Genomic DNA, 25249 nt, shown 5'->3' on the forward strand with positions numbered 1-25249 from the left:
AGCGAGATCAGCGCTGCTGAGTCCCGTCGAGCCCAGGATTCATCGAGCTTGGGGGCACACCTCGTCGACGACGGTTGTCGATTCTCCCTGTGGGCGCCTCGCGCCACGCGGGTGGAACTCTCCCTGCTCGAACTCGACCGCAGCCAGCAGAACCATGACATGGCCCAGCAACCAGACGGCACCTGGCTGGTGCACGTGCCGGGTGTGCGCGCAGGTCAGCTCTACGGCTACCGGGTGCACGGTGAGTGGAACCCCAACCGGGGCATGCGCTTCAACCCGGCCAAGTTGCTGCTCGACCCCTACGCCCGCGCCATCACGGCCGGGGTGGACTACGCCGGACCCATCCGCGACCACACCGCCGAGTCCAACTACCAGCCCGACACCCGCGACAGTGCCTCGGCGGTGCCCCTGGCCGTGGTGGTGGCCGACGGACCGGCGCCGACCCCGCTCGCCCGGCGTCGTCCGATGTCGGAGACGGTCATCTACGAGACGCACCTGTCGGGCTACACCCATCAGCACCCGCAGGTCCCCGAGCACCTGCGTGGCACCTACGGCGGGTTGGCCTATCCCGCCGTGGTCGAGCACCTCGTGAGGACGGGCATCACAGCGGTGCAGTTGATGCCGGTCCACCACTTCGTCTCGGAGCCGTTCGTGGTCGGCAAGGGACTGACGAACTTCTGGGGCTACAACACGCTGGGCTTCTTCGCACCGCATGCCGCCTACTCGTCGATGGGGACCACCGGCGAACAGGTGCTGGAGTTCAAGCAGATGGTCTCGACGCTGCACGAGGCGGGCATCGAGGTGATCCTCGACGTGGTCTACAACCACACCGGTGAGGGCGGTCACGAAGGACCCACCCTGGGCTACCGCGGCATCGACCACGGGGCCTACTACCGGCTCACACAGGACCTGCACAACGACTACGACGTCACCGGTTGTGGCAACTCAGTCGACACCTCCCACCCGGCGGTGCTCGACATGGTGCTCGACTCGATGCGTTACTGGGTCACCGAGATGGGGGTCGACGGGTTCCGGTTCGACCTCGCCACCACCCTCATCCGCGACGCCCAGCACCACGTCGACCAGAACCACCCGTTCAAGCAGGCACTGGCGGCCGATCCGGTCTTCGCCGACATCAAGTTGATCGCCGAGCCGTGGGACGTGGGCCCCTTCGGCTACCAAGTGGGCAACTGGGGGCCGGGCTGGGCCGAGCACAACGACCACTTCCGCGACCACGTGCGCGACTTCTGGCGTGGCGCCACCCACGGTGTGCGCGAACTGGCGACCCGCATGGCCGGGTCCCCCGACATCTTCCAGACCCCGGGGCGCGATGCCACGGCGGGTATCAACTTCGTGGCCGTGCACGACGGTTTCACCCTGCGCGATGTCGTCAGTTACGACGTCAAGCACAACGACGCCAACGGCGAGTCGAACCGCGACGGCTCCGACAACAACCACTCGTGGAACCACGGGTGGGAGGGCGACACCGACGACGAGGCCCTGCTCGACCTGCGCCACCGACAGATCAAGAACATGATGCTCAGCCAGGTGATGGCGGTGGGCGTGCCGATGCTGCTGGCCGGTGACGAGATCGGACGCACCCAGCGGGGCAACAACAACGCCTACTGCCAGGACTCCCCCATTTCGTGGGTGCACTGGGAGATGGCAGACGACTGGGCCGACGTGACCAGTTTCACCGCGCGCGCCCTCAAGCTGCGGGCCGAGCAGCCGCTCCTGCGCCGGCCCGAGTTCAGCGGACACGACGAGATCCTCGATGCCGACGGTGAGCCGACCGGTCGCCACCGCCTCGCCTGGCTCAACGGCGGGGCCGGGGAGATGGGGGACGCCGACTGGGCCGACGCCGGACGCCGCACCCTGGGCATGTACGTCTCCGACGAGACCGACGCGTTCATCGTCTGGCTGCACGCCGGCCCGGAACCCCTCGACCTGGTGATGCCGCCCGCCGAATGGGGAGCCGGCCACGAGGTGCTGCTCGACTCCTGGTCGGCACCGGAAACGGACGGCACGACCGGGTCGGCTCCGACGGTGCTGGCCCCGGGTGAGACGCTGACCATCCCGGGACGATCCTCACTGGTGGTGCGCGTGCATCTGGCCCCCAGCAAGGCCGGAGCCGATACGTTGGAGGCGTGAGCACTCCCAGCAAGAAGCCCGCCCAGAAGGCCACCGAACCCTCGGCCGTCCAGGCCGACACTGCCACCACCGCGGCTCCCGCCGTGGCTGCGATCACCCTCGAACGCAACCCTCACCCGGCCGCCATGGGACGTATCCCCGTGCGGCTCACCGAGCCGCTGGTCGACTGTGGCGCGTACCCCACGAAAGCGGTCGTCAAGGAGCAGGTGCTCGTCCGAGCGCACGTCTTCCGCGAGGGGCACGACGCGGTCGCCGCGACCGCGGTGCTGACCGCCCCCGACGGTCGACGACTGACCACTGCGATGGTCCAGGTGGAGCCGATGGGGCTCGACATCTTCGAGTGCTGGGTTCGCCCCGATGCCGAGGGTGACTGGACCCTCCACGTCGAGGGCTGGGCCGACGAATGGAACACCTGGCTGCACCACGCCGAGGCGAAGCTGCCGCTGGCGATCGACGTCGCGCTGGTCTGCCTCGAGGGACGCGACGTGCTCACCCGGGCCGCTGACCTGGCCCGCACGGCCGGTGACACCACCACCGCCACCGTGCTCGACTCCGTCGCCGCGACCCTGCTGCCCGAACGTGACCCGGCCGAACTGCTCGAGACGGTGCAGACCCGGGCCGTCTCCAACGCCATGGCCAGGTTCCCCGTACGCGGTCTCGTGACCCCCACCAGCCCCGTCCCGGTGCGGGTCGAGCGGCGGCTCGCGGCGTTCTCGAGTTGGTACGAGTTCTTCCCCCGTTCCCAGGGGGCCCACATCGACGCCCAGACCGGACGATGGGTCTCGGGCACCTTCGCCTCGTCGCACGAGCGGCTCGAGGCAGCGGCCGCGATGGGCTTCGACATCGTCTACCTGCCACCCATCCACCCCATCGGGACCTCCTTCCGCAAGGGCAGGAACAACACCCTGACCCCCGGCGAACAGGACCCCGGCTCTCCCTGGGCGATCGGTTCCCCGGCCGGCGGCCACGACAGCATCCATCCCGACCTGGGCACCATGGCCGACTTCGAGGCCTTCGTGTGCAGAGCCCGGGAGCTGGGGCTGGAGGTGGCGATGGACTTCGCCCTGCAGGCATCGCCCGACCATCCGTGGGTGACCTCGCACCCGGAGTGGTTCACCACCCGGCTGGACGGCACCATCGCCTATGCCGAGAACCCTCCCAAGAAGTACCAGGACATCTACCCCATCAACTTCGACAACGACCCCGAGGGCATCTATGCCGAGTCGTTGCGGCTGCTGGAGTTGTGGATCTCGAAGGGGGTGACCGTCTTCCGGGTCGACAACCCCCACACCAAGCCCGTGGACTTCTGGGAGTGGCTGATCGGGCGGGTCAACGCCGCCCATCCCGAGGTGGTGTTCCTGGCCGAGGCGTTCACCCGCCCCCAGATGATGCAGGCCCTGGGCAAGGCCGGGTTCCAGCAGAGCTACACCTACTTCACCTGGCGCAACACCAAGCACGAACTGACCGAGTACGTCACCGAACTGGCCACGGAGTGGGCCGACTGCTACCGGCCCAGCTTCTGGGTCAACACGCCCGACATCAACCCCTTCGCCCTGCAGTCGGGCAACCAGGCCCAGTTCGCGATCCGGGCCATCCTGGCGGCCACCCTCGCGCCGAGTTGGGGGGTGTACTCCGGCTTCGAACTGTTCGAACACCTGCCCCTGGCACCCGGTCGTGAGGAGTACCTCGACTCGGAGAAGTACGAGTACCGGCCCCGTGACCACAACGCGGAGCCCAACCTGAACGCGCTGATCGGCCTGCTCAACGACATCAGGCGCCGGCACCCGGCCCTGCAGCAACTGCGCCGCACCAGTTTCCAGCACACCACCTCCGAGGCGATCCTCGCCTACGCCAAACGCGACGGTGACGACGTCGTGCTGGTGATCGTCTCGCTCGACCCCAACCTGGAGCAGTCGGCCGAGGTGTCCCTCGACCTGGCCGGTCTGGGCTTCGATGCCGGGGCGGTGCTGCGCGTGCACGACGAACTGACGGGGTCCACCTTCAGCTGGGGGCAGACCAACTTCGTCAAGCTCTCGCCCGCGACGCCCGCCCACATCTTCAGTGCCCGCCAGCAGTGAGGTGTCGCCCGTGACCACGCTGCTCGAGAGCCCCGCCCTGTCCGACCACGTGCTGGGGGCCCGTTGGTTCTCCGGCAAGGGCCGTGGCGGTCGCCTGACCGCCCTCGTCCCCCTCGACTGGTACGTACGCTCCGACGAGTTGTCGGTGCGCAGCGAGATCGTCACCGTCACCTACGACGACGGCGGCCACGAGTTCTACCAGGTGGTGGTGAGCTACCGGCCCCAGGCGCTGGGATCCGGCGGTCTGGGCCACACGAACGAGGGCCACGCCCACGACGCCACCCGCGATCCCGCCGCCCTGCGGGCCATGGTGTCCGCCATGGCTCAGCGCGGGGGGGAGTCGGGCACGTGGTCATCGGTCGTCAGCCACCCCGAGGCGCTGTCGGGCGAGGTCACCGTCTTCGGTGGCGAGCAGTCCAACACCAACCTCGAGGTCGGCGGCGTCGCCCTGGTGAAGCTGTTCCGCAAGTTGGAGGCCGGACGAAACCTCGACATCGCCGTGCACGACGCCCTCGCCCGGGCCGGGTCGGGTGCGGTGGCGCGACTCTACGGCTGGGTCGAGTCGACGGCACCGGTGCCCGGACTGGGTGGTTGCGACCTGGCGATGATCGTCGAACGCCTGCAGGACGCCGTCGACGGCTGGGGGCTCGCCTGCGAGGCGGCCCGCACCGATTCCGACTTCACCGACCACGCGGCCGCCCTGGGCAGTGCGCTGGCCCAGGTGCACCGGGCACTGGCCGACACCTTCCCGGCGCAACGCGTCGACGGTGCCACCGTGGCGGCGACCATGCGGGCGCGGCTCGACCAGGCCGTGCTGGCCGCACCGGTGCTCGAGCCGCACGTCACGGCGCTGACCTCGCTGTTCGAGGGCCTGGTGGGGTTGCAGTTGAACACCCAGCAGACCCATGGCGACTTCCACCTGGGCCAGACCCTGCACACCCCCGGCGGCTGGCGGATCATCGACTTCGAGGGGGAACCCATGAAGTCCTTGGAGGAGCGCCGCCTGCCCGACTCCAAGTGGCGTGACGTCGCCGGCATGGTGCGCTCCTTCGGTTACGCCACCTCGGCAGCCGACGACCCGTCAACGGCCGCAGGCTGGCTCGACCGCACCACGGCGGCCTTCCTCGGCGCCTACGCTCCACAGATCACGGCCGAGCAGCGCCGGATCCTTGCCGCCTACATCGCTGACAAGGCGATCTACGAAGTGGTCTACGAGACACGCAACCGACCGACGTGGGTTGGGATTCCTCTGCTCGCCCTGCAGCAGCTGACCGAAAGGAACTGACGTGGCACACGACTTCTCCGGTGGACTCACCGGCTGGGACCTGGAGGGCTTCCACTCCGGTGGCGACACCGAGTGCTGGAAGCGTCTGGGAGCCGTCGTCACCGACGTGCACGACGACGAGCGCGGGTCAGTGAGGGGCACCCGTTTCTCGGTCTGGGCACCGAACGCGCAGCGCGTGATGGTGATCGCCGACTTCAACGGGTGGCAGGGCGACGAGCTCACGCTCGTGCCCGGCTCGGGGGTGTGGGCACGCTTCGTCGAGGGAATCGACACCGGCACCGTGTACAAGTACAAGATCCTCACCGCCGACGGGAGGTGGATCGAGAAGGCCGACCCGATGGCCCGCTTCTGCGAGGCCGCACCGTCGACCGCCTCGATCGTCTACGAGAGCAAGTACCTGTGGGCGGACGAGGACTGGATGGCCAAGCGGCGCACCAGTCAGGCCCATCAGGAACCGATCAGCGTCTACGAGGTGCACCTGGGTTCATGGCGGCGCGGCAAGACCTACCTGGAGCTGGCCGAGGAGTTGGTCGAGTACGTCACTTGGCAGGGCTACACCCACGTGGAGTTCATGCCGGTCGCCGAGCACCCCTTCGAGGGTTCCTGGGGCTACCAGGTGACCGGGTACTTCGCCCCCACCAGCCGGTTGGGCCGTCCCGACGAGTTCCGGTACCTGGTCGACCGCCTGCACCAGGCCGGCATCGGGGTCATCCTCGACTGGGTGCCGGGCCACTTCCCCAAGGACGACTTCGCCCTGGGTCGCTTCGACGGGACCGCTCTCTACGAGCACTCCGACCCCCGCCAGGGCGAGCACATGGACTGGGGCACCTACATCTTCAACTACGGCCGCAACGAGGTGAAGAGCTTCCTCGTCTCGAACGCGCTGTACTGGATCCAGGAGTTCCACATCGACGGCCTGAGGGTCGATGCCGTCGCATCGATGCTTTACCTGGACTACTCGCGCAAGGAGGGCGAATGGGTGCCCAACCAGTTCGGTGGCCGCGAGAACCTCGAGGCGATCGACTTCCTGCGCTACGTCAACACCCACCTCTACGAGCGTGAACCGGGGGTGCTGATGATCGCCGAGGAGTCGACCAGCTTCCCGGGGGTCACCCGGCCGGTGCACCACGGCGGGTTGGGGTTCGGGTTCAAGTGGAACATGGGCTGGATGAACGACTCCCTGCGCTACCTCGAGGAAGACCCGATCAACCGGCGCCACCACCACCACCTGATGACGTTCGCGATGGTCTACGCCTACTCCGAGAACTTCATGCTGCCGATCAGCCACGACGAGGTCGTGCACGGCAAGGGTTCGATGTTCGGGAAGATCCCCCAGGACGACTGGCGCAAGCTCGCCACCCTGCGTGCCTTCTACTCCTTCATGTGGAGCTTCCCGGGCAAGCAGTTGCTGTTCATGGGGCAGGAGTTCGGGCAGTCGGCCGAGTTCTCCGAGACCCGCGGCCTCGACTGGTGGCAGGCCGACCAGCACGGACACCACGGGCTCAAGCTGCTGTTGCGGGACCTGAACGGTCTGTACCGCTCGCTGCCGGCACTGCACAAGCTCGACAACGACCCGGCTGGCTTCCGGTGGATCAACGCCGATGACTCGGCCGCGAACGTGTTCGCCTTCCTGCGCTCCGACGGCGAGGGGCAGTTGGTGGCCTGCATCACCAACTTCTCCCCCACCCCGCACGACCACTACCAACTGGGGCTGCCGAAGCCCGGGGTCTGGACCGAGATCCTGAACACCGATTCGGCCTACTTCCAGGGCACGGGCAGCTACGGGAACATGGGCCAGGTGATCGCACGCGAGATCCCGGGTGGGCGCGGGGCCATGGCCGGGGCGAGCGTGTGCCTGCCCCCGTTGGGTTCGGTCTGGCTCAAGTACGACGGACGGCTGACCTCACTCTCGAACGCCGTCGTCGACTGACCGGTGTCCTCGCGGCTCAGAACAGGGCTGTTGACAGTTCCCGCCGGGCCTTCAACACCCGCGGGTCACCATTGCCCAGCAGACTGAACAATTCCAACAGTCGCAGGCGCACCTGTTCGCGCTCGTCCCCCGACAGGATCCGCACGAGTGAGAGCAGCCTGTCGAATCCCTCATGGGCGCGGTTGTTCATCAACTCGACGTCGGCGGCTCGGAACTGGGCCTCCAGGTCGTCGGGGTTGGCCTGGGCTGCGGCGAGCACCTCGGCAGGGTCGTAGGCACCGGCGCGGACCAGCAGGGCGGCCTGGGCGCGCCCGGCGACCACCTCGGCGTCCCGCGGCGTCTCGGCAACCAACTTGTCGAACTCGGCCAGGGCGGCGGCGAAGTCCCCCCGCTCGAGGGCGGCATCGGCGGCCGCGAACCGGGGATTGGCGGGCGCCTCGTCCGGGCTGCCCGCCGAGGCGGCGGCGGTGCGTCCCAGCGGCTGGGCCTTGCCGACCATGCCCCCGGCAACCGCCGCCTGGCCGATCTGGTCGAGCGCCGCCTTCACCTCGTCCCTCGAACGGGTGCCCTGGAACAGCGGGGCCACCTGCCCACCCAGCAACACCACGACGTAGGGCACCGCCTGGGCCTGGAGCGCCTGGGCGATGCGCGGTTCGGCGTCGACGTTCACCCGGCCCAGCAACCACGAGCCGCGGGCGGCGTCGGTGAGTTCGGCCAGGTCCCGGGCCAACTGCTCGCCGCCCTGGGCGCGGGGGGACCACAGTTCGAGCACCACGGGGTACTGCATCGACAACTGGACGAAGTCGTTGAAGCTGGCCTCGGTGAGGTCGGTCACCCAGGTGTCGCCACCGGGGGCCGCCGCGGGCGATGTCTGGGCGGCCTGCGTGAGGGAGGAGAGGTCAACGGCACCGGGACGGGAGAACTGAGCGTCGGTCATGGCTCCCATTCAACCAAACCTTCGCCCTGCACCAATCCCGACTATCCGCAAGGATGGGGCCATGGCACATGAACGAGCGGGCCAACCCGCGACCGAGGCGGACCTGATCAACGTCGACGAGGTGCTGGCCGCCTACCACGAGCTGGTACCCGACCCGAGCAACCCCGACCAGCAGGTGGTCTTCGGCACCTCCGGGCACCGCGGGTCGAGCCTGGACACCAAGTTCAACGACGCCCACATCGCCGCCACCACGCAGGCGATCATCGAGTACCGCGCGGGTCAGGGCACCACCGGACCGCTGTTCATCGGAAAGGACACCCACGCCCTCTCCCTGCCCGCCTGGACGACCGCCATCGAGGTGCTGGTGGCCAACGGTGTCGCCGTCCTCGCCGAGCGGGAGGACGAGTACACCCCCACCCCGGCCGTCAGCCGCGCCATCATCCGGTACAACCGCGAACACCCCGAGGCCCTGGCCGACGGCATCGTGGTCACCCCCAGCCACAACCCCCCGCGTGACGGAGGCTTCAAGTACAACCCGCCCAACGGTGGGCCGGCCGACTCCGACGCCACGGGCTGGATCGCGGACCGGGCGAACCAGTTGCTCGCCGACCTGAGGGAGGACGCGGGGGCGATCGCGCGCACCCCCTACCCCTTGGCCTCGTCCTCGGTGACGCGCTACGACTACCGCACGGCCTATGTCGCCGACCTCGCCCAGGCCATCGACTTCGAGGCCATCCAGAGGTCGGGGCTGCGGATCGGGGCCGACCCGATGGGTGGAGCCTCGGTGCAGTACTGGGGTGCGATCGCCCACACGCACGGGATCAACCTGACGGTGATCAACCCCGAGGTCGACCCGACGTGGCGCTTCATGACCCTTGACACCGACGGCAAGATCCGCATGGACTGCTCCTCCCCCAACGCCATGGCCTCGCTGATCCGCAACCGCACCGCCTTCGACCTGTCGACCGGCAACGACGCGGACGCCGACCGTCACGGCGTCGTCACCCCTGACGCCGGACTGATGAATCCCAACCACTTCCTCGCCGTGGCCATCTGGTACCTGTTCACCCATCGCCCCGGGTGGTCGGCCGACGCCAAGGTGGGCAAGACCCTGGTCAGCTCCTCGATGATCGACAAGGTCGCCGCCGAGATCGGCCGGGAACTGGTCGAGGTGCCCGTCGGCTTCAAGTGGTTCGTGCCCGGACTGATCTCGGGAGACATGGGGTTCGGCGGCGAGGAGTCGGCGGGGGCCTCCTTCCTCGCCATGGACGGCTCCACCTGGACCACCGACAAGGACGGGTTGGTGCTCGACCTGCTTGCCTCCGAGATCACTGCTGTCACCGGTCGGACCCCGAGCCAGCACTACGCCGACCTCGAGGCCCGCTACGGTGCCTCGTCCTACGCCCGGGTCGACGCCGACGCCACCCGGGAGCAGAAGGCGCGCCTGTCGAAGCTCTCCGCCGACGACGTCACCGCCACGGAACTCGCGGGTGAGCCGATCACCGCCGTGCTCACCCATGCACCGGGCAACGGGGCGGCCATCGGCGGGATCAAGGTGACCACCGAGCACGCCTGGTTCGCTGCCCGACCCTCGGGCACCGAGGACAAGTACAAGATCTACGCCGAGTCACTCAAGAGCCCAGAACACCTCCAGCAGGTGCTGGCCGAGGCCAAGCAGGTGGTCGACGCCGCACTGGCCTGACCACACGTCGGCTCAGTTGCCGTCCTCGGCGTCGTCGTTGGTCTGTCGGCTGAAGGAGGCCCGCAGACCGGCGCGCTGGATCGTCCGCTGGATGGTCAGGTCGCGGCCCTCGGGATCGGGGACGAAGCGGATGTCGCGCAGCCCTTGGTCCTGGGCGGCCGACTCGAAGGTGAAGTGCCCGTAGCCGACCAGCCGGCCCAGGAACGGCTGGAAGACCGAGATGTCGAGGATGCGGGTCATCGGCATGGTCGCCAAGTGCTGGCTCAGCACCCCGTGCACCCTGAAGACACGCATGTTGGTGACCACGAACCGGTCCATGTACTCCACGTGGATCCGGACCAGACAGATCACCAGCAGGGGCACACCGACGACGAACGACAACCAGAACCACGGGCCCATCCAGATCATGGCCAGGAAGATCGGTATGCAGGCGACCACACCCAGGGTGGGCCACAGGATGGTGACCCAGTGCTTGGTCACCTCGTCGATCACGTACTCACCCTCCTGGGTGAGCAGGTGGCGGTCGATGTCCGGTTCGACGAAACGGGTCAGCAGACTCATGGCTGCGGCACCGCTGTGATCAGGAGGCCAGGGCGCGGAACAACGTGAAGATGCCCCCGAAGAAGTTGCGGACGACGGTGGCGGTCTGCTCCGGCTGCGTGAAGATGTAGTACAGCGCGAAGGCAGCAAGCAGCGCCCACAGGGTCTTCTTGAGCCAGCCTGGCATGGTCATCTCCTAGTGGCGGGGAAGGTCACGGGATCATGGCACACCGAACGATCGGTCTCCACTCCAGCTCACATGATGCCCGCCGCGGCTGCCTGCTCGCAGGCGGCGCGCCGAGGGCTCGGCGCAGCCACCGGAGTGGGAATGGGCGCCCCGCCCCGACGCGAGGCCGTCCCGTTTGGGACGATGGGCACATGGAAAACGGCGCACACACCCCAGTCACCCTCCCCCAGGACCTGTTCATCTGCATCGACCACGTCGGTCTGGCCGTGCCCGACCTCGACGAGGCGATCCGCTTCCACACCGAGGTCTTCGGGTGGCGTCTGCTGCACCGCGAGACCAACGAGGAACAGGGTGTCGAGGAGGCCATGATCGGCACCGGCTCGCAGCTTCCCGAGAGCGCGCAGATCCAGTTGCTCGCTCCCCTGCGCGAGGACTCGGCGATCGGCAAGTTCCTCACCAAGAACGGTCCGGGCATGCAGCAGCTCTGCTACCGCGTCGCAGATCTCGAGCATGTCTCGGCGGTGCTCCGTGAGCGAGGTGTGCGACTGCTCTACCCCGAGTCGAAGACCGGCACCGGGGGCGCGCGCATCAACTTCGTGCACCCCAAGGACGCCGGAGGCGTACTGCTCGAGCTGACCGAGCCCCCGGCCGCAGCCGCTCACTGAGCGCCACCCACAATCCGCGGTCAACCCGCCGAGTCGTCCCCGAGCACCCCGCCACTGGCAGGGTAGCCTCGGGGACGAACGTGTTCTGGAGGGCTCATGAGCGACAACGACCAACTGCAGGTGCGTGACCTCGGCGAAGAGACCGGGCTCAACCTGTTCGACGACCAGGCCAGTGCCGCTGGCACCTTCCCGAGCGCCATGATGGGCTACGAACGCCGGGAGGTCGACCGCTATGTCCGCGAGATCGAGACGCAACTGTCGACCCTCAAGCAGCTGGCCCGACAGCTGCGCCGCGAGGTGGCACTCGCCCACGAGGCCCACGGCACCACCGACCTGACGCGGCTCGGGGCACATGCCCAGGGGCTGCTCAAGGCCGCCGAGGCCCAGGCTGCCGATCTGGTCAGCCGGGCGGGACTCGAAGCCGAACGGATCAAGGAGGAGGGCCGGAGGGTGGCGGCCGACCTGCGCGCCAATGCCCAGGCGGAGGCCGACGACATTCGGGTGGCCGGACTGGCCAACCTGCGCAAGCTCCGGTCCGAGCACGAGGCCGTGCACGAGCAGACCCTGCGGCAGGCGAAGTCACAGGCCGCCTCCCTGGTGGCGGCAGCGCGGCGTGAGGCCGAGGGCAAGGTGCACGCCGCCGAGCGCACCGCCGCCTCCCTGATCGAGGCAGCGAAGGCCGAGGGCAGCACCCTGCGTGCCCAGGGTGAGAGGGATGCCGCTGCCGCGATGCTGCAGGCCCGCAACGACTCGGAACAGCTGATCTCGAAGGCCCAGTCCGACCATCTGGAGGCGAAGGACCGCTCGCAGCAGATGTTGGCCGACGCCACCCGTCACCTGGAGGCGGCCGCGGCGCACCTGACCACCGAGACCGACAACGCGCAGAAATTGCGCAGCGACGCCCTGACCGAGGCCGAGACCATCAAGGTCGAGGCGGCCCGCGAGTCGGAGCAGCAGATCGCTGCCGCCCATCGCCAGGCGGCCATGATGAAGGACCGGCTCGAGGAGCAGTTCGCCTGGCGCAAGGAGCAGTTGGAGCGGGAGGTCGCCACCCTGCTGCAGCGCAAGCAGTCCGTACTGGCCCAGTTGTCGAACCTTCGTCAACTGGCCGGTCAGTCGGTCGGCGACTTCCCCGACGCCGACCCCTTCGAGACTCCCGAGTCAGAACCCACGATGGTCCTCGACCCGAACAATCCCCCTTCCGAACCGGCGGCCTCGTCGTCCGCGGACCGGAAGGCCTGATCGGGCGAATCGGCTCAGAACAGTCGGTCCTCGGCGTGGTCGAGTCCACGCAGGGCGTCGTAGTCGACGGTGACGCAGGCGATGCCACGGTCGGTGGCCAGGGTCTTCGCCTGCGGTTTGATCTGCTGGGCGCAGAAGACACCGCTGACCTGCCCCAGCAGGGGGTCGCGGTTCATGAGCTCGAGATAGCGGGTCAACTGCTCGACGCCGTCGATCTCCCCCCGGCGCTTCACCTCGACGGCCACGTAGGCGCCCCGGTCGTCGCGCAGCAGCAGGTCGACGGGGCCGATGGCCGTCATGTACTCCCGCTGCACGAGGGTGTACCCCGTGCCGAAGGTCGCTGGGTTCTCGGCCAGCAACGCCTGCAGGTGCGCCTCGACACCGTCCTTCTGCAGCCCGGGGTCGACGCCCAACTCGTGACTGGAATCGTGGAAGACCTCTCCGAGCGAGATCTGCAGCGTGTCGCCGTTCTTGCCCTCGACCACCCAGACGCGGGTGATCCTCGGATCGACGTCGACGGTGGCTGCCGCCTCGTCTGCCTCCGGTTCACGTTCGACCAAGGTGCACGGCGGGCTCATCCAGTTGAGCGGCTTGTAGGCACGGTCATCGGCGTGGATGGAGACCGAGTTGTCGGCCTTCACCAGGATCAACCGCTTGGCCATCGGCAGATGGGCGGTCAGCCGGCCCGCGTAATCGACCTGACACTCCGCTATCACCATTCGCACGCCGACACCTTAGCGAACCGACGCTAGGCTGGTCGGGTGGCACGACGAGTCAGCAAACATCAGCGGGCGCATCGTCCCTTGTCAACCGGCAGTCTGGCGAGCGTGGTCGAGAAATCTGACGGCCGCTGGATCGTCCGCACCGTGACCGGCACCGCCGCGCAGAAGACCTACACCTGCCCCGGCTGCCACCGCACCATCCCGGCCGGCACCGCCCACGTGGTGGCCTGGCCCGCCGAACCGGACTGGGGTGTCGAGCGCGCCTCCGACGTCCGGCGCCACTGGCACGGGCACTGCTGGACCACCAGGCACTGAGTCGCCGTGAGTCAACCGATCCACGCCCTGCACCACGGCTCCGGACCCCGCCAGGTGGTCTTCCTGCACGGCCTCTTCGGGCAGGGGAAGAACTTCTCCACCGTCGCCAGGGCTCTGGCCGACGAGCTGGGCGACGTCACGGTCCACCTGCTCGACCTGCCCAACCATGGCCATTCGGCGTGGACCGTCGACCTCTCCTACCCTCAGCTGGCTGACCAGATCGCCACCTGGATGCGCACGCACACCGGCTCGGTCGACCGTGGACGAGGAGCGACCCTGGTGGGGCACTCCATGGGTGGCAAGGTGGCGATGCTGGTGGCCCTGCGGCATCCCGAACTCGTCGAGCGGCTGGTCGTCGCCGACATCTCACCCGGTCAGTCGACCGGGGTCAGCGCGTTCGCCCCCTACATCGAGGCGATGCAGGCCATCGACCTCGACCGGCTCACGGCCCGCAGTCAGGCCGACGACGCCCTGCGGGAGGCCGTGCCCTCGGCAACGGTGCGGGGGTTCCTGCTGCAGAACCTGCGCCGCATCCCCGGCGAGCACGGTCCCGCCCAGTGGCGGTGGCAGATGAACCTCGACCTGCTCGCGGAACAGTTGCCGGCGATCGGTGGCTGGCCGGACGAACAGTTCACGCCCTGGCCGGGCCCTGTTCTCTGGTTGGCCGGGCAGAACTCCGACTACATCACCGATGCCGACCGGCCGCTGATGCGCAGTCTCTTCCCGCAGGTGCGGTTGGTCACCATCAAGAACGCGGGCCACTGGGTGCACGCCGAGCAGCCGGCCGCCTTCGTCGCGGTGGTGAAGGCCTTCTTCAGCCCAGCGTGACCGACGTGATCGAGGCATCCGCGATCGGCGAGACCCCATCGGTGCCGTCCACACCCTGGGAGGCGATCGAGGCCACCACGTTCAGCGACGCCTCGTCCAGCTGCCCGAAGACCGTGTAGTTCGGGTCGAGCGGGCTGTCCTGCCAGACCAGGAAGAACTGGGAGCCGTTGGTGTCGGGGCCGGCGTTGGCCATGGCCACCGTGCCCCGCGGGTAGGTCTCCTTGCCCGTCAGTTCGTCGGCGAAGGAGTAGCCGGGGCCACCGGTGCCGGTGCCGCTGGGGTCACCGCACTGCAGGATGAAGATGCCGGTGTCGACCAGTCGGTGGCACTTGGTGTGGTCGAAGAACTGCTGGGAGGCCAACGACTCGAAGTTGTGGACGGTGCAGGGCGTCTTGGCTCGATCCATCGTGATGGTCACCGTGCCGGCGGCCATCTTCACGGTCGCCGTGACCGTGCCCGTGGTGGGCACCCGATCGGTGCTGGGCGGGTCGACCGGACGAGCCGGTTCGCGTCCACCCACCGGGTAGGCGCACCGGGACTGCTTCCCCGAGGCGACGGGCGCGGGATGGTCGGCGGCGGAGGGTGAACCGCTGCAGCCTGCGGTGACCAGGGCCAGCGCAGCCACCAACAGGGTCAAGGGGCGGGGGGAGGAAGCCACTGCTCCACTGTTCACTAGGGTGTGTACATGGTCAATCTGACACGCATCTACACCCGCACCGGCGACGCCGGTCAGACCCGGTTGAGTGACAACTCGGTCGCGTCCAAGACCGATCTGCGGGTTGCCGCCTACGGTCACGTCGACGAGGCCAACTCGCTGCTGGGTGTGGTGCTGGCCGCGGCCGACCTCCCCGAGGCCGTGGCGGGCGTGCTGACGCTCATCCAGAACGAACTCTTCGACGTCGGCGCCGACCTGTCCACGCCCATCCAGCAGTCACCGCCGTGGCCGCCGCTGCGCATCGAGCAGGAGTCGATCGACCGACTCGAGGCGTGGTGCGACGAGTTCTCCGAACCGCTGCCGAACCTGCGCTCGTTCATCCTGCCCAGCGGGTCGCCTGCGGGCGCGCAGTTGCACGTGGCACGCACGGTCGTGCGTCGGGCCGAGCGCGCCGGCTGGCAGGCGGCCGAGGCCCACGGCCTCGAGACCGAGGGTGGGCTGCACGGGCTGGCGTTGACCTATCTGAACCGGCTCTCCGACCTGCTGTTCATCCTGAGTCGTTCGGTCACCACCGAGTCCGGCGCGCACCCCGAGCGCGAGGTCCTGTGGGTGCCCGGCGGCGACCGTCCGCGTCCGGAACGCTGAGCCCTACTCCAGTCCGGGGTAGCGCAGACCCCCCGGGGGGGCGGCCTCGAGCCAGCTGAGCAGACCCATCAGGGAGGCGGGGGTCATCGCCAACTGGTGGGACTGGTCGGGGCGAGTGCTGCGCAGGGTGACCACCACGTCATGGCTGAACAACTGGATCGCCTCCGAGACGTCTGGCTCCCGCTGTGACTCGAATGTCGTCTCGGTCCGGTCCAGGGTCAGCGCCGGACGCAGGCTGACACCCAGGGCCGGGTACCACTGCAGCGTGTTTGCCTCGTAGCGGGCCAGTCCCAGGGCCCACCGATGACTCTGGCCCCTGGCCAAGGAGCAGTCGAACAGACCTCCTCGACCGGTCAGCCAGCGGCGGCGGACGAACAGCCAGACCAGCGGGAGCACCACGATCACGAAGACCGCGAGAGCGATCTCGACCGGAAGCTCCCACTCGTTCATGTTCAGAAGATAGCCAACGACGAAGGCCCCGTCACATCGTGCTCGGATGTGGACGGGGCCTCGGCGTCAGCGGGCGTCGGGGGTGGCCTCAGTGAGGCTCGTTCCCCTGTCGCCTGAGCACGGCCAGTTGGGCCACGGCGAGGTGGTACCGGTGCTGCTCCTCGTCGGTGGCGTCACCGGAATCCATCAGGACCTGCAACTTGTCGAGCTCACGCTGGGCCTGTTCGGGCTTCACCTCGGTCGCCAACGAGGCGTACTGGGCCAGCAGCGAGACGCGTTCGGGAGTCACCGAGACGAACCCACCGTCGAGGGCGATCACCTCACGTCCGCCCTCGGCCGTGACGATCTCGGCAGCGCAGGGCACCAGGGCGGCCAGCAGCGGTTCGTGGCCGGGCAGGATGCCGATGTCGCCCTCGGTGGTGCGGACGATCACATTGACCGCGCGCCCCTCCCAGACCCGACGATCCGCCGCGACCACCTCAACCTGGTATGGCTCGGCCACGATCAGGCGTCCTTCTGCATCTTCGACCAGTTCTCCATCACCATGTCCATGCCACCCACGTTGAAGAAGGCCTGCTCGGCGATGTGGTCGACCTCACCGTCACAGATCATCTTGAACGACTCGATGGTGTCCTTCAGCGGAACCGTCGAACCCTCGATCTGGGTGAACTTCTCGGCCATGTAGGTGTTCTGGCTCAGGAACTGCTGGATGCGACGAGCCCGGTTTACGATGATCTTGTCCTCCTCGGACAACTCGTCGACGCCCAGGATCGCGATGATGTCCTGCAGTTCCTTGTTGCGCTGGAGGATCTGCTTGACCCTGACCGCGGTGTCGTAGTGCTCCTGGCCCACGTAGCGGGGGTCGAGGATGCGCGAGGTCGAGGTCAGCGGGTCGACGGCCGGGTAGAGACCGCGCGAGGCGATCTCGCGGCTGAGCTCGGTGGTCGCATCGAGGTGGGCGAAGGTGGTCGCCGGGGCCGGGTCGGTGTAGTCGTCCGCGGGAACGTAGATCGCCTGCATCGAGGTGATCGAGTGTCCACGGGTCGAGGTGATCCGCTCCTGCAGCTGACCCATCTCGTCGGCCAGGTTGGGCTGGTAGCCCACCGCGGAGGGCATGCGGCCCAGCAGGGTCGACACCTCCGAGCCGGCCTGGGTGAACCGGAAGATGTTGTCGATGAACAACAGCACGTCCTGGTTCTGCACATCGCGGAAGTACTCCGCCATGGTGAGCGCCGACAGGGCGACACGCAGACGGGTGCCCGGCGGCTCGTCCATCTGGCCGAACACGAGCGCGGTGTCCTTGAGGACGCCGGCCTCGTCCATCTCGTGGATGAGGTCGTTGCCCTCACGGGTGCGCTCCCCCACACCGGCGAACACCGAGGTGCCACCGAAGTTGTGGGCGATGCGGTAGATCATCTCCTGGATGAGCACGGTCTTGCCCACGCCGGCACCGCCGAACAGACCGATCTTGCCGCCCTGCACGTACGGGGTCAGCAGGTCGAGCACCTTGATACCGGTCTCGAGCATCTCGGTCTTGGACTCGAGGGCGTCGAACTTGGGCGCATCGCGGTGGATGGGCCAGCGCTCGGTGATCTCGACGGTGGCGGGATCGGCGTTGAGCACGTCACCGGTCACGTTCCAGACGTGGCCCTTGGTGATGTCACCCACGGGCACCGAGATCGGTGCACCGGTGTCGCGCACCTCGGCCCCGCGCTGCATGCCGTCGGTGGGCTTCAGCGCGATAGCACGCACGGTGTTGTCACCGATGTGCAGCGCGACCTCCATGGTCATGGTGCGCTTGTCGCCCATCACCTCGGTCTCGACCAGCAGCGCGTTCATGATGTCGGGCATCTGGTCAGCGGGGAACTCCACGTCGACCACGGGGCCGATGACGCGGCTGACCCGGCCGACTCCGCCGGTCGCACCGGCAGGGCGCGAGGCCTGGGGATCAACTTCAGTGGCAGTCATTGTGTCTCCAAATTTCCGTGGTCGTCACGCTTGCGGTGCGGACTCGGCCAGCGCCGAGGCGCCGCCGACGATCTCGCTGATTTCCTGGGTGATCTCGGCCTGCCGCGCCTGGTTCTCCTGGCGGGTCAGGGTCTCGATCAGTGTCTGTGCATTGTCGGTGGCCGACTTCATGGCCCGCTGACGGCTCGCCAGTTCCGAGGCTGCCGACTGCAGCAGGGCGAAGTGCACGCGGTTGGCGACGTACAACGGCAACAACCGGTCGAGCACCGTCTCGGGGTCGGGCTCGAACTCGTACTCGGGCAACAGTTCACCCGGGGCCGGGGGTTCGGTGCCCTCGACGACCTCGAGCGGGAGCAGGCGCACCACCGTAGGGGTCTGGGTCATCATCGAGACGAAACGGGTGAAGACGATGTGGATCTCGTCGACACCGCCCTCCTCGGTCGGGGTGAGGAAGGCCTCGATCAGCGCGTCGGCGATCTCGCGAGCCTGGGTGTAGGTGGGTGAGTCCGAGAACCCGTCCCACTGCTGGGCCACCTGGCGCTTGCGGAACCCGTAGTAACCGATCGCCTTGCGACCCGCCAGATAGGGCAGCACTTCCTGGCCCTGCTCATGGTGCAGGCGAGCGGTCAACTGCTCCCCCGCCTTGATGACGGACGAGGAGTACGCCCCCGCGAGCCCCCGGTCGGAGGTGATCAGCAGCACGGCGGATCGCTGCGGCGACTCCACGTCGTTGGTCAGCGGATGGTCGACGTCCGAGAAGGTCGCGACCGCCGAGACCGCCCGGAACAGCTCACGGCTGTACGGGGCGGCGGCTGCGGCAGCCTGCTGGGCCTTGACGATCCGCGAGGCGGCGATCAGCTCCATGGCCCGGGTGATCTTCTTGGTGGTCTGGACAGACTTCCGCCGCTGCCTGAGTTCACGCAGACTGGCTGGCACGTCGATCAGCCCCGCTTCTGCTTGACGATGGTCTCCTGGCCGATCTCTTCCTCCGCCATCGGCTCCGCCTCCTCATGACCGAGCAGGAGCTTGCCCGCTGAGGTGCGGAAGCCCTGCTTGAACGAGGCGATCGCCTCCTTGGCAGCCTGCTTCTGGTCGTCGTCGAAGACCTGGGTCTCGGCGATCGTCTTCAGGATGGGAGTGTTGTGGCGCAGGTGCTCGAGCAGTTCCTGCTCGAAGCGGAGCACGTCGTCGACGGGAACGTCGTCGAACTCACCGGTGGTGCCGGCCCAGACGCTGACCACCTGGTCCTCGACCGGGTAGGGCGCGTACTGCCCCTGACGGAGCAGTTCGGTGAGGCGGGCGCCCCGGTCCAGCTGCCGACGAGTGGTCGCGTCGAGGTCCGAGGCGAACATGGCGAAGGCCTGCATGTCGCGGTACTGGGCCAGGTTCAGCTTCAGCGAGCCGGCGACACCCTTCATGGCCTTGATCTGCGCCGCACCACCCACACGCGAGACCGACACGCCGACGTCGATGGCCGGGCGCTGGTTGGCGTTGAAGAGGTCGGACTGCAGGAAGATCTGGCCGTCGGTGATCGAGATCACGTTGGTGGGGATGTAGGCCGACACGTCGTTGGCCTTGGTCTCGATGATCGGCAGGCCGGTCATCGAACCACCGCCCAGCTCGTCGGAGAGCTTGGCACAACGCTCCAGCAGACGGGAGTGGAGGTAGAACACGTCGCCGGGGTAGGCCTCACGGCCCGGGGGACGACGCAGCAGCAGCGACATGGCGCGGTACGCCTCGGCCTGCTTGGTGAGGTCGTCGAAGATGATCAGGACGTGCTTGCCCGCGTACATCCAGTGCTGGCCGATGGCCGAACCCGCGTAGGGGGCGATGTACTTGTACCCGGCGGGGTCCGACGCGGGGGCGTGGACGATGGTGGTGTACTCCAGTGCCCCGGCTGCCTCGAGCGCACCGCGCACCTCGGCGACGGTGGAGCCCTTCTGACCGACCGCGACGTAGATGCAGCGCACCTGCTTCTTCGGGTCGCCGGAGGCCCAGTTGGTCTTCTGGTTGATGATGGTGTCGATCGCAAGCGCGGTCTTGCCGGTCTTGCGGTCGCCGATGATCAGCTGCCGCTGTCCCCGGCCGATCGGCACCATGGCGTCGATGGCCTTCAGACCCGTCTGGAGGGGCTCGCGCACCTCCTGGCGATCCATCACACCCGCTGCCTGCAGCTCCAGGGCGCGACGACCGTCGACATCGGTGATCTCACCGAGACCGTCGATCGGGTTGCCCATGGCATCGACGACGCGACCCAGGAAGCCGTCGCCCACCGGCACCGAGAGCACCTCGCCGGTGCCGGTGACGCTCGAACCCTCCTCGATGCCCTCGGAGTTGCCCAGCACCACGACGCCGATCTCGCGCACGTCGAGGTTCAGCGCGATGCCGAGAGTGCCGTTCTCGAACTTCAGCAGTTCGTTGGCCATGGCCGAGGGCAGGCCCTCGACACGGGCGATGCCGTCGCCGGAGGTCACGACGGTGCCGACCTCTTCGCGGCTGGCCGCCTCAGGGGTGTAGTTCTGGACGAAGGTGTCCAGAGCGTCGCGGATCTCGTCCGGACGAATCGTCAGTTCCGCCATAGCGTCCTCATCTCAAGAATTACTGGGTGGCGACGGCAGCCGCCGGTTGAAGTTGTCGCTGGTCAGGCCAGCTGGCGTCGGGCGTCTTCGAGGCGATGTGCGACGGTGCCCTCGATGACCTCGTCGCCGATGCGCACCGTGAGCCCACCCAGCACGCTGGGGTCGATGCGCACCTGGAGGTCGACCTCACGTCCCACCTGCTTGACCAGGGCTGCACGCAGACGCACCTCCTGCTCAGGGCTGAGGGGTACCGCCGCGACGACCTTCGCCACGCTGCGGTCACGCAACTGTGCCGCCAGGCTGCCGTACCCGGCCAGCGCGTCGGCCAGGTGGCGTGCACGTAGTGCTCGTTTGGCCAACACCACGACCACCGGGCTGGTCCGATGCTGCAGCAACTGGTCGACCAACTGCTCGCGAGCGGTGCGGTCGATCCGGGCGTCGGTCAGGGTTTCGCGCAGCCCGTCGTCGTCGGCCACGATCCGGTTGAAGTGGAACAGGTCGTCGGCCACCTGGTCGAGCTGACCCGCCGCCTCCGCCTGCTTCAGGGCCGCTCGGGCCGCCTGCCGCTCGATGCCGGCCACCAGGGCCCCCATCGACGACCAGCGCAACGATGCGGCCTCCTTCACGACGGCCACCGCAGGGGCCGAGAGTCGCGCCCCGAACAGCCGTTCGACCAGATCGGTCTTGGCACCGGCCGTGGCATCGGGATCGCTGAGGGCGCGGCGCAGTGCCGTGGCCTCACCGAGCACGTCCACGACCCCGAACAGGTCGTCGGCAACTGCCTCGGTGACCTGGCTCTGGTCGAGGACGGAGTCGAGTTGGCGTGCGCGGCCTTCGGTCACTGCACTCACGACAGCTGCCCCGCCTCGGCGTCAGCGGCCTCGAGTTCGGCGATGAAGCGGTCGACCGTCTGGCGGGCACGGGCGTCGTCCGAGAGCGATTCGCCCACGATCTTGCCTGCCAGTGTGGTGGCCAAGCCGCCCACCTCGACCTTCAGCTGTTGCATGGCCTGAGCCCGCTCGGCCTCGAGTTGAGCGCGGGTGTGCTCGACGATACGAGCCGACTCGGCGGTCGCCTGGTCACGCATCTCTGCGATGATCTGGGCGCCTTGGTTCTTGGCGTCCTCACGAATCCTGGCTGCCTCCTCGCGGGCCTCGGCCAGCTGGGTGCGGTACTCAGCGAGCGCCGCCTCAGCTTCGGCCTGGGCCTTCTCGGCCCGCTCCATGCCGCCCTGGATCGAGTCCGTACGCTCCGCGTACATCTTCTCGAACGCAGGAACGACCTTCGAGCGCATGACGAGCCAGATCAACACCATCAGCACGATGCCGACGATGATCTCCGAGACGTAGTGCGGAAGGAGCGGCCCAAGGTCGATTTCGAGGGGCGCCCACACGTTGGGGCCCATCGAGGTCACGCCAGGACGAAGGCGAGGGCGATGCCGATGATGGCGAGGGCCTCAACCACGGCGAAGCCGATGAAGGCGGTGCTCATCATCGCGCCACGAGCCTCGGGCTGACGAGCGGTGCCGTTGATGACGGCCGCGAAGATCAGGGCCACACCGATGGCCGGTCCAAGTGTCGCCAGACCGTAGCCGATCATGTTGATCGAGCCGCCGATTTCCATGGGGGTCATGTGGTTTCCTTTCGGATTGCTCTCCACTGGCGTGGAGAAGTTCTGGGGTGGGGGTGGTCGGGCCGGGTCAGTGGGACTCGGCCAGGGAACTGGAGATGTACTGCGCGGTCAACACCGTGAAGATGTAGGCCTGCAGCGACCCCACGAACAGCTCCAGGCACAGGATGGCGAAGCTGAACAGCAGCGAGACGCCGCCGGAGATGTTGTAGAAGAGGTTGTCCTGGTACTGCAGCAGGAAGGCGCCGCCGACCACGAAGACCGAGACCACCAGGTGTCCGGCGAACAGGTTCGCGAACAGACGCAGGGCCAACGTGATCGGCCTGGTGATGAAGTTCGAGAGGAACTCCAGCGGGATGATCAGCACCCACAGGTACCACGGCACGCCCGAGGGCAGCAGGGAGTTCTTGATGTAGGTGAGCCCGTGCCGCTTGAGGCCCGCGCCGATGTAGATGAGCCACGTCAGCAGGGCCAGGCCATAGGCGAACCCGACTCGCGAGAAGGTCGGGAACATGAACAGGAAGAACTGCCCGAACAGGTTGTTCACCAGGATGAAGCTGAACAGGCCCAGCAGGTAGGGCAGGAACTTGCGGTAGTCGTGACCCAACAGGTCGCGTGCGATGCCGTTGCGCACGAAGTCGTAGAGGTATTCCGAGATGAACTGCGACTTGGTCGGCACCGTCCTCAGTCGGCGTGCCGCCAACCACCACAACGCCACCACGATCACGGCACCCAGAACGGCCTGGAAGATCACGCGGTCGACCTGGGCCACCCCGAACAGGTTCTCGAAGTAGAAGTCCTCGACCGAGGGCGCGTGATAGCCACCACCGTGACCGGCGGTCTCGAGGGGCAGGAAGGGGATCAGCATGGCCGCTCCGCGGTGCTCATCATCGTGTCGGGCTCCCGTATCGCTTGACGATCAAGAAAAGGCTCAGTCCGAGTCCGAGAATGAGGCCGGCTGGAAGCATCCAGACCTGGCCCAGGAAGTGAGCACCTGCCCAGCCGAGTCCGCCATAGAGGAGGATTCCCGACAAGACATAGCTCAGCACCACCATGCCGTCCTCACCGTTGCCGGATCTGACTGGCGGAGCCTTCTTCGAACTCTCGTCGTCCATGTCGCTGGCGACTCTATCAGCACAAGTCAGTGCGGGTCACACTGCGGCGTCCAGCCCTCAGACGCGGTCGCTGCCCTCGTCGGGGCCAACATCGTCGGTGTCGTAGACAGGGATCCGCAGACGCGCGTGCGCCCAGAACATGCCGGACAGCCACCCCGCGAGCACCAGACCGACCCCCCAGCAGAAGGGCACCGGACGAAAGGCATCGGCGACCTGCTGCGAGTTCTGCACCGCGAGCAGCGCCGCGGCCAGCAGCGCTGCCCTGACCAGGTAGCTGAGCAGCGTCAGTCCCAGACCGGCGCGCGGGTCGAGTTCCCCGGCCAGAACCTGCACCCCTTGGCCGGCCGCGAAGAAGAGCACCACCATCGCTCCCCCGCTGGCCGCGTTGGCCAGACCGGCCGCCCCAGATGTGAGCCATCCCACACCGAGCGCGATCAGCAGGGCTGCGTGGGCGAACAGCAGCGACCCGCGCATCATGGACGACAGCAGCCTCGCGCTGACGCTCACTCGTTGTCCGGCACGGTTCATGCCGCCCGCGCCCCACGGCCACGGATCAGGGTGAGGACGACCGCCAGGGCCACCGCGACAGCCGTGCCCCCGATCGTCCAGGCGTTGGTGCGCATCCCGATGGCCACGGTGCCGAAACTCAGGATGGCCGTCCACAGGTACATCACGCCCACGGCACCCGCCTGGCTGTGACCCTGTTGCAGCAGGCGGTGGTGCAGGTGCTGCTTGTCGGCGACGAACCACCAGTTGCCGTTCATGGTGCGCCGCACGTAGGCCAGCACCAGGTCGAGCAGGGGGATGGCCATGATGGCGAAGGGGAGCACGATCGGCAGGTAGCTCGGCACCAGCGAACCGTTGGTGGCCGACAGTGCGGACGAGTCGATCTGTCCCGTCAGGGAGATCACCGAGCAGGCCATCAGCAGTCCGAGCAGCAGCGCCCCTGAATCGCCCATGAACATGCGCGCCGGCGAGAAGTTGTGGGGCAGGAACCCCAAGCACACGCCCGTGATGCCGACCGTCACCAGACTCGCCGTGGTCGCGCGGGTGATGTCCTGCTCGTAGGCGAGCAGGTAGGTGTAGATGAAGAACGCTCCGGCACCGATGGCGACCACTCCCGAGGCGAGACCGTCGAGCCCGTCGACGAAGTTGACGGCGTTCGCACACAACACGATGAAGAAGACCGTGATCACGATCGAGGAGGCCTGGTCGAGGGCGAAGATCGAACTCGACAGGGGAATCCAGTACATCCGCACGCCGTTGGTCACCACGATGGCCGCCGCGAGGATCTGACCGGCGAACTTTGCCAGGGCGGGCAGGTCGATCATGTCGTCGACCACCCCGACGACGCAGATGACGGTGCCCGCCAGCAGGATGGTCATGGCGTCATGGCTGACCAGTGCGAAGCGGCCCAGGAAGGGCAGCTGGGCGGCCAGCAGGAAGGCTGCCGCAGCGCCACCGAGCATGGCGACCCCGCCGAAGTACGGGATCGGCACGGCATGGACGTCGCGGTCCCGCACCATCGCCAGTGCGCCCACACGCAGCGCCACGCGCCGACACATGCCTGCGAGCAGGTAGGTGGTCATGGCCGCCGTCAGCAGCACCAGCAGGTATTCGCGCATG

At 67.7% G+C, this 25249-nt stretch carries 27 protein-coding genes; 10 read left to right on the forward strand and 17 right to left on the reverse strand.

The genetic code is table 11. From position 1 onward, the window contains the following. Nucleotides 1-6: 6 nt before the first annotated feature. Genes glgX through glgB form a run of 4 tightly spaced genes read left to right on the forward strand, consistent with a single transcriptional unit; the run spans nt 7 to nt 7444 of the window. Nucleotides 7-2151 (forward strand): glycogen debranching protein GlgX, encoded by a 2145-nt coding sequence (gene glgX / locus QQZ11_RS12000; RefSeq protein ID WP_284550769.1) that lies wholly within the window; start codon nt 7-9, stop codon nt 2149-2151. After that, entirely contained in the window at nt 2148-4229 is a 2082-nt protein-coding gene (locus QQZ11_RS12005; RefSeq protein WP_446698854.1) for an alpha-1,4-glucan--maltose-1-phosphate maltosyltransferase, read from the forward strand. Before glgX ends, QQZ11_RS12005 begins: the two co-directional genes overlap by 4 nt. Nucleotides 4230-4239: 10 nt before the next feature. Further along, nucleotides 4240-5514, forward strand: coding sequence for a maltokinase N-terminal cap-like domain-containing protein (locus QQZ11_RS12010; protein WP_284550575.1), 1275 nt, complete (start codon nt 4240-4242; stop codon nt 5512-5514). 1 nt (nt 5515) lies between these two features. Then, complete coding sequence (glgB, locus tag QQZ11_RS12015) at nt 5516-7444, forward strand: 1,4-alpha-glucan branching protein GlgB (protein WP_022910351.1); 1929 nt, start codon at nt 5516-5518, stop codon at nt 7442-7444. Nucleotides 7445-7460: 16 nt separating this feature from the next. Here glgB and QQZ11_RS12020 read toward each other — a convergent pair whose 3' ends face one another. Then, nucleotides 7461-8381 carry a tetratricopeptide repeat protein gene (locus QQZ11_RS12020; RefSeq protein WP_284550576.1) on the reverse strand — a complete coding sequence of 307 codons (921 nt, stop codon included), beginning with the start codon at nt 8379-8381 and terminating at the stop codon, nt 7461-7463. 61 nt (nt 8382-8442) lie between these two features. Here QQZ11_RS12020 and pgm point away from each other — a divergent pair, with 61 nt between their 5' ends. Beyond that, entirely contained in the window at nt 8443-10083 is a 1641-nt protein-coding gene (gene pgm / locus QQZ11_RS12025; protein WP_284550577.1) for a phosphoglucomutase (alpha-D-glucose-1,6-bisphosphate-dependent), read from the forward strand. A gap of 12 nt (nt 10084-10095) precedes the next feature. Here pgm and QQZ11_RS12030 read toward each other — a convergent pair whose 3' ends face one another. Both QQZ11_RS12030 and QQZ11_RS12035 read right to left on the reverse strand, forming a co-directional pair. Beyond that, entirely contained in the window at nt 10096-10644 is a 549-nt protein-coding gene (locus tag QQZ11_RS12030) for a PH domain-containing protein (RefSeq protein ID WP_284550578.1), read from the reverse strand. A 19-nt stretch (nt 10645-10663) separates the two neighbouring features. Continuing rightward, nucleotides 10664-10810: a hypothetical protein gene (locus tag QQZ11_RS12035; protein WP_284550579.1), complete on the reverse strand. Its 147-nt coding sequence runs from the start codon at nt 10808-10810 to the stop codon at nt 10664-10666. A gap of 191 nt (nt 10811-11001) precedes the next feature. On the opposite strand from QQZ11_RS12035, the gene mce reads away from it, so the two are divergent. Next, a complete protein-coding gene (mce, locus tag QQZ11_RS12040; RefSeq protein WP_022910357.1) occupies nt 11002-11475 on the forward strand; it encodes a methylmalonyl-CoA epimerase in 474 nt (157 codons plus the stop codon). Between the two features lie 96 nt (nt 11476-11571). After that, nucleotides 11572-12717 carry an adhesin gene (locus QQZ11_RS12045; RefSeq protein WP_284550580.1) on the forward strand — a complete coding sequence of 382 codons (1146 nt, stop codon included), beginning with the start codon at nt 11572-11574 and terminating at the stop codon, nt 12715-12717. Between the two features lie 14 nt (nt 12718-12731). On the opposite strand, the gene nucS is transcribed toward QQZ11_RS12045, so the two are convergent. After that, the gene (gene nucS / locus QQZ11_RS12050; RefSeq protein WP_284550771.1) at nt 12732-13436 is read right to left on the reverse strand and encodes an endonuclease NucS; all 705 of its coding nucleotides are present in this window, start codon (nt 13434-13436) and stop codon (nt 12732-12734) included. Nucleotides 13437-13544: 108 nt separating this feature from the next. On the opposite strand from nucS, the gene QQZ11_RS12055 reads away from it, so the two are divergent. Both QQZ11_RS12055 and QQZ11_RS12060 read left to right on the forward strand, forming a co-directional pair. Then, nucleotides 13545-13754, forward strand: coding sequence for a hypothetical protein (locus tag QQZ11_RS12055; protein ID WP_245558881.1), 210 nt, complete (start codon nt 13545-13547; stop codon nt 13752-13754). 6 nt (nt 13755-13760) lie between these two features. Beyond that, complete coding sequence (locus tag QQZ11_RS12060; protein ID WP_284550581.1) at nt 13761-14582, forward strand: alpha/beta fold hydrolase; 822 nt, start codon at nt 13761-13763, stop codon at nt 14580-14582. Here QQZ11_RS12060 and QQZ11_RS12065 read toward each other — a convergent pair. After that, nucleotides 14569-15240, reverse strand: coding sequence for a peptidylprolyl isomerase (locus tag QQZ11_RS12065; protein WP_284550582.1), 672 nt, complete (start codon nt 15238-15240; stop codon nt 14569-14571). The two genes, QQZ11_RS12060 and QQZ11_RS12065, sit on opposite strands and share 14 nt — an antisense overlap. Nucleotides 15241-15267: 27 nt before the next feature. Between QQZ11_RS12065 and QQZ11_RS12070 the strand changes: the two genes are divergently transcribed. Beyond that, nucleotides 15268-15882, forward strand: a complete 615-nt coding sequence (locus tag QQZ11_RS12070) for a cob(I)yrinic acid a,c-diamide adenosyltransferase (RefSeq protein ID WP_284550583.1) — start codon at nt 15268-15270, stop codon at nt 15880-15882. A 3-nt stretch (nt 15883-15885) separates the two neighbouring features. On the opposite strand, the gene QQZ11_RS12075 is transcribed toward QQZ11_RS12070, so the two are convergent. From QQZ11_RS12075 to QQZ11_RS12130, 12 genes are all read right to left on the reverse strand, one after another. Continuing rightward, complete coding sequence (locus QQZ11_RS12075; RefSeq protein ID WP_284550584.1) at nt 15886-16332, reverse strand: DUF2550 domain-containing protein; 447 nt, start codon at nt 16330-16332, stop codon at nt 15886-15888. 88 nt (nt 16333-16420) lie between these two features. Next, complete coding sequence (locus QQZ11_RS12080) at nt 16421-16837, reverse strand: F0F1 ATP synthase subunit epsilon (RefSeq protein WP_446698867.1); 417 nt, start codon at nt 16835-16837, stop codon at nt 16421-16423. Continuing rightward, complete coding sequence (gene atpD, locus QQZ11_RS12085; RefSeq protein ID WP_284550586.1) at nt 16837-18300, reverse strand: F0F1 ATP synthase subunit beta; 1464 nt, start codon at nt 18298-18300, stop codon at nt 16837-16839. Before atpD ends, QQZ11_RS12080 begins: the two co-directional genes overlap by 1 nt. Nucleotides 18301-18324: 24 nt before the next feature. Then, entirely contained in the window at nt 18325-19236 is a 912-nt protein-coding gene (locus QQZ11_RS12090; protein WP_284550587.1) for a F0F1 ATP synthase subunit gamma, read from the reverse strand. Nucleotides 19237-19241: 5 nt separating this feature from the next. Further along, entirely contained in the window at nt 19242-20879 is a 1638-nt protein-coding gene (gene atpA / locus QQZ11_RS12095) for a F0F1 ATP synthase subunit alpha (RefSeq protein ID WP_284550588.1), read from the reverse strand. A gap of 62 nt (nt 20880-20941) precedes the next feature. Further along, nucleotides 20942-21730 (reverse strand): F0F1 ATP synthase subunit delta, encoded by a 789-nt coding sequence (locus QQZ11_RS12100; protein WP_284550589.1) that lies wholly within the window; start codon nt 21728-21730, stop codon nt 20942-20944. Next, nucleotides 21727-22284, reverse strand: a complete 558-nt coding sequence (locus QQZ11_RS12105; protein WP_040438050.1) for a F0F1 ATP synthase subunit B — start codon at nt 22282-22284, stop codon at nt 21727-21729. Before QQZ11_RS12105 ends, QQZ11_RS12100 begins: the two co-directional genes overlap by 4 nt. Nucleotides 22285-22289: 5 nt before the next feature. After that, nucleotides 22290-22511, reverse strand: coding sequence for an ATP synthase F0 subunit C (gene atpE / locus QQZ11_RS12110; RefSeq protein ID WP_022910370.1), 222 nt, complete (start codon nt 22509-22511; stop codon nt 22290-22292). 67 nt (nt 22512-22578) lie between these two features. Further along, nucleotides 22579-23376: a F0F1 ATP synthase subunit A gene (gene atpB / locus QQZ11_RS12115; protein ID WP_284550590.1), complete on the reverse strand. Its 798-nt coding sequence runs from the start codon at nt 23374-23376 to the stop codon at nt 22579-22581. 19 nt (nt 23377-23395) lie between these two features. Continuing rightward, entirely contained in the window at nt 23396-23623 is a 228-nt protein-coding gene (locus QQZ11_RS12120; protein WP_022910372.1) for a hypothetical protein, read from the reverse strand. Nucleotides 23624-23680: 57 nt separating this feature from the next. Continuing rightward, nucleotides 23681-24151 carry a hypothetical protein gene (locus QQZ11_RS12125; protein WP_284550591.1) on the reverse strand — a complete coding sequence of 157 codons (471 nt, stop codon included), beginning with the start codon at nt 24149-24151 and terminating at the stop codon, nt 23681-23683. Then, the gene (locus tag QQZ11_RS12130) at nt 24148-25248 is read right to left on the reverse strand and encodes an MraY family glycosyltransferase (protein WP_284550592.1); all 1101 of its coding nucleotides are present in this window, start codon (nt 25246-25248) and stop codon (nt 24148-24150) included. The genes QQZ11_RS12125 and QQZ11_RS12130 overlap by 4 nt, the downstream gene beginning before the upstream one ends. Nucleotide 25249 lies beyond the last annotated feature (1 nt).

Source organism: Aestuariimicrobium sp. T2.26MG-19.2B (genome assembly GCF_950101875.1).
GTDB classification, from domain to species: domain Bacteria; phylum Actinomycetota; class Actinomycetes; order Propionibacteriales; family Propionibacteriaceae; genus Aestuariimicrobium; species Aestuariimicrobium kwangyangense.

What these genes read in the sequence shown, in the direction of transcription:
- QQZ11_RS12045 (WP_284550580.1), top strand. Translation starts at nt 11,572, where the DNA reads ATGAGCGACAACGACCAACTGCAGGTGCGTGACCTCGGCGAAGAGACC.
- QQZ11_RS12035 (WP_284550579.1), bottom strand. Translation starts at nt 10,810, where the DNA reads ATGCCAGGCTGGCTCAAGAAGACCCTGTGGGCGCTGCTTGCTGCCTTC.
- QQZ11_RS12030 (WP_284550578.1), bottom strand. Translation starts at nt 10,644, where the DNA reads ATGAGTCTGCTGACCCGTTTCGTCGAACCGGACATCGACCGCCACCTG.
- atpA (WP_284550588.1), bottom strand. Translation starts at nt 20,879, where the DNA reads ATGGCGGAACTGACGATTCGTCCGGACGAGATCCGCGACGCTCTGGAC.
- QQZ11_RS12130 (WP_284550592.1), bottom strand. Translation starts at nt 25,248, where the DNA reads ATGCGCGAATACCTGCTGGTGCTGCTGACGGCGGCCATGACCACCTAC.
- pgm (WP_284550577.1), top strand. Translation starts at nt 8,443, where the DNA reads ATGGCACATGAACGAGCGGGCCAACCCGCGACCGAGGCGGACCTGATC.
- mce (WP_022910357.1), top strand. Translation starts at nt 11,002, where the DNA reads ATGGAAAACGGCGCACACACCCCAGTCACCCTCCCCCAGGACCTGTTC.
- QQZ11_RS12070 (WP_284550583.1), top strand. Translation starts at nt 15,268, where the DNA reads ATGGTCAATCTGACACGCATCTACACCCGCACCGGCGACGCCGGTCAG.
- atpE (WP_022910370.1), bottom strand. Translation starts at nt 22,511, where the DNA reads ATGACCCCCATGGAAATCGGCGGCTCGATCAACATGATCGGCTACGGT.
- QQZ11_RS12020 (WP_284550576.1), bottom strand. Translation starts at nt 8,381, where the DNA reads ATGACCGACGCTCAGTTCTCCCGTCCCGGTGCCGTTGACCTCTCCTCC.
- QQZ11_RS12120 (WP_022910372.1), bottom strand. Translation starts at nt 23,623, where the DNA reads ATGGACGACGAGAGTTCGAAGAAGGCTCCGCCAGTCAGATCCGGCAAC.
- atpB (WP_284550590.1), bottom strand. Translation starts at nt 23,376, where the DNA reads ATGCTGATCCCCTTCCTGCCCCTCGAGACCGCCGGTCACGGTGGTGGC.
- atpD (WP_284550586.1), bottom strand. Translation starts at nt 18,300, where the DNA reads ATGACTGCCACTGAAGTTGATCCCCAGGCCTCGCGCCCTGCCGGTGCG.
- QQZ11_RS12105 (WP_040438050.1), bottom strand. Translation starts at nt 22,284, where the DNA reads ATGGGCCCCAACGTGTGGGCGCCCCTCGAAATCGACCTTGGGCCGCTC.
- QQZ11_RS12125 (WP_284550591.1), bottom strand. Translation starts at nt 24,151, where the DNA reads ATGAACCGTGCCGGACAACGAGTGAGCGTCAGCGCGAGGCTGCTGTCG.
- QQZ11_RS12075 (WP_284550584.1), bottom strand. Translation starts at nt 16,332, where the DNA reads ATGAACGAGTGGGAGCTTCCGGTCGAGATCGCTCTCGCGGTCTTCGTG.
- nucS (WP_284550771.1), bottom strand. Translation starts at nt 13,436, where the DNA reads ATGGTGATAGCGGAGTGTCAGGTCGATTACGCGGGCCGGCTGACCGCC.